At 31.7% G+C, this 2441-nt stretch carries 4 protein-coding genes; all 4 read left to right on the top strand.

The genetic code is table 11. The features are described 5' to 3' along the window. The first annotated feature begins 94 nt into the window (after positions 1 to 94). Positions 95 to 370 (top strand): TIGR04197 family type VII secretion effector, encoded by a 276-nt coding sequence (locus CD126_RS11995; protein WP_049407906.1) that lies wholly within the window; start codon positions 95 to 97, stop codon positions 368 to 370. A gap of 12 nt (positions 371 to 382) precedes the next feature. After that, positions 383 to 736 carry a hypothetical protein gene (locus CD126_RS11990; protein WP_049407908.1) on the top strand — a complete coding sequence of 118 codons (354 nt, stop codon included), beginning with the start codon at positions 383 to 385 and terminating at the stop codon, positions 734 to 736. Between the two features lie 4 nt (positions 737 to 740). Next, the gene (locus CD126_RS11985; RefSeq protein ID WP_103370532.1) at positions 741 to 2192 is read left to right on the top strand and encodes an LXG domain-containing protein; all 1452 of its coding nucleotides are present in this window, start codon (positions 741 to 743) and stop codon (positions 2190 to 2192) included. An 82-nt stretch (positions 2193 to 2274) separates the two neighbouring features. Next, positions 2275 to 2441: DUF443 family protein (locus tag CD126_RS12540; protein ID WP_142381383.1), on the top strand; the 167-nt coding region annotated here is incomplete at its 3' end.

Below are 2441 nucleotides of genomic sequence, written 5' to 3'. Positions count from 1 at the left end.
ATAAGAGACAGATGTAAATGTGATTTATGAATTTTAATTACTAAAGTATTTAATAATAAATTATTCATAATAGTTGAAGGATGTGAGTCATGTAATGGGTCAAGTTAAAAGTGATTCAAGTAAGACAGATGATATCTTCTCAGGTTTAAAGGGAGCTCTCAGTGGTTTTGAAGACCTTACTAAGCCAACTAAAGATGAAAGTACAACGGTCAAAGGGAATTCGAATGCACACGACGCTATAGATAATTTAATGAAGAAAAGTAAGTCTGTTGCTAATGCAATTGAAGAGGCAAGTAATCATATTAAAAAAACAGGTGAATCGTTTGAACAAACCGATCAATCAATAAGTAGTAACATTGGCCAGAATTAAAGGAGCAAGTGAATGTCAAAGGAAGTAGATGAATACAATCATTTAATTAAAGATAAGCAAGAGCAAGTAGAAGATTTAATGTCTGAGAAAAAGCAAGTTGAAAATCTAATAGATGAATATGAAGATTTAATTCATCAAACACAACACTTCAATAATCATTTAATTGATCGATATTACGATAGTCGAATGTTTAGTGCAATAGAGGAAAACACTCGCGCATATCATTCAGCGCAGCATAAACTGATGGGAGAGTTGTCTGCCCAACAAAGTGATATTGAACAATCCATTCGACAAACCACTGATGACATTGATGATCTTGAAAGAAAGCGAAATATATCATTACAAATAGAACGAGAGAGAGGTTAACACCGTGAGTATTGATATGTATTTAGGTAAATCCAGAAAACAATCTTCAGATGTGAGTAGTACAGTTAATGACATAACAAGTGATTCTGAAGATGTAGTTGAAGAAATAACTAAATTTGTTGGAGAAGATGAATTACAAGGTCAAGCTTACGATTCAGGAAAGCAGTTCTTCTCTTCAGTACTCATACCATTAGCGGTGAGTATAAGAACGTTAGGAGAGTTAACACAACAAGCGTGTGATGAGTTTGTTGATAAATATCAATCTGATGTAGATACACAAAGTTTAAAAGAATCAGAGTTACAAGAGGACATTAAAAATTTAGACTTTCAAATTAGTCATTTAGATGCGATGAAAGGTCCTTCTACACATACTAATGCGCATAAAGAGATGGTAGGGAGTTTAAAAGATCAAAAACAAAAACTTAAAGAAAAACTCGATAAATTAAGGGAGTTTAACTCCGATTCTCCAAACATTTTTAAAGAGGTAGAATCATTTCAAAAGAATGTTGAAGAAGGAATCAAACAAGCGAAGTCGTCTTGGAATCCAGGTAAACAAGCATTTGACATTCCATCTGGTAAAAAGATGAAATGGACAGAAGCGGTTCATCAAAAGACGGTTCAAGTAGATATTAGAAACATCCTTCAAAAAGTGCAAGATGGCAAGAAACTAAATAAGAAAGACATGTATACAATCATCAGATATGGACAAGAAAAACTTTCTCATTTAATACCTAAAAAAGTACAAAAAGAGATTGATGAAGATATAAAAAGTATTGCAAATGATTTATCAATGAGCGGTTCAACTGAACTTATGGAGAAATTTGGAAAAGTTTTATCGAATACCCAAGGCTTAAGTTTAGACGGTAAAAATTATAAAAATATTGGTGAAGGTATTACAATAGCGGGCAAATTTGGTGGAAGAGCAATACCAATTGTAGGTTTTGGAATTGGAATGTATACAGATATACATGATGAAAATAAGACAGCTGGTGAGGCTCTAGTACATAATACAGTTGTAAATGGAACAGGGATAGTAGCTGGGACAATAGCTGCAGCTGTGTCTCCTCCCGGTACAGAATTTATAATTGGTCCAGTGGTGAGTACTGGAGTATCATTTATAGTTGATCAAGCTTATGAGTATAATATTTTTGGATTACAGTCAAATTGTGATTGGATTGGAAGGAAATTCATTGACCCGCAATTAAATAGAATTAATAATCTATTTAATAATGTTTGGTCCATAGAAAAAAAAAGGATGAAAGCCGAGAAGTACATGATAAAGAAAAGTTATAAAGAAGTTAAGAAAGGAAGTGAAAAAGTAGTAAAAAATAATGTGGTTCCTACTATTGGTAAGGGTTCTAATAAAATTATTTCGACAGAAAAAAAGTTGGTCAATAATGCTAGTCAAACATATAAAAAGCTGGAGAAAAAATATACGAATTTTCTAACTCAGTAAGAAAGTATGTAGGGGAATCTATTAGCAATATGCACACTACGATAAATCCTATGAAAGGAGATTTTTAGAAAGGAGCTGATTTATTATTGAGAATATCAAAATTGAGGCTATTGAGAAAAATGGTAAGTACAAAATAGTGAATTATAACAATAAAATTTTTATTATAGATATAAATAAAAGTAAGTTAACTTACATATTCCCGTTACTAAATTACGTTATTAAACATAAAATGATAGAAATAAGTGAGAT

Source organism: Staphylococcus pettenkoferi (assembly GCF_002902685.1).
GTDB classification, from domain to species: domain Bacteria; phylum Bacillota; class Bacilli; order Staphylococcales; family Staphylococcaceae; genus Staphylococcus; species Staphylococcus pettenkoferi.
This window is presented reverse-complemented; position numbering and strand designations above follow the sequence as displayed.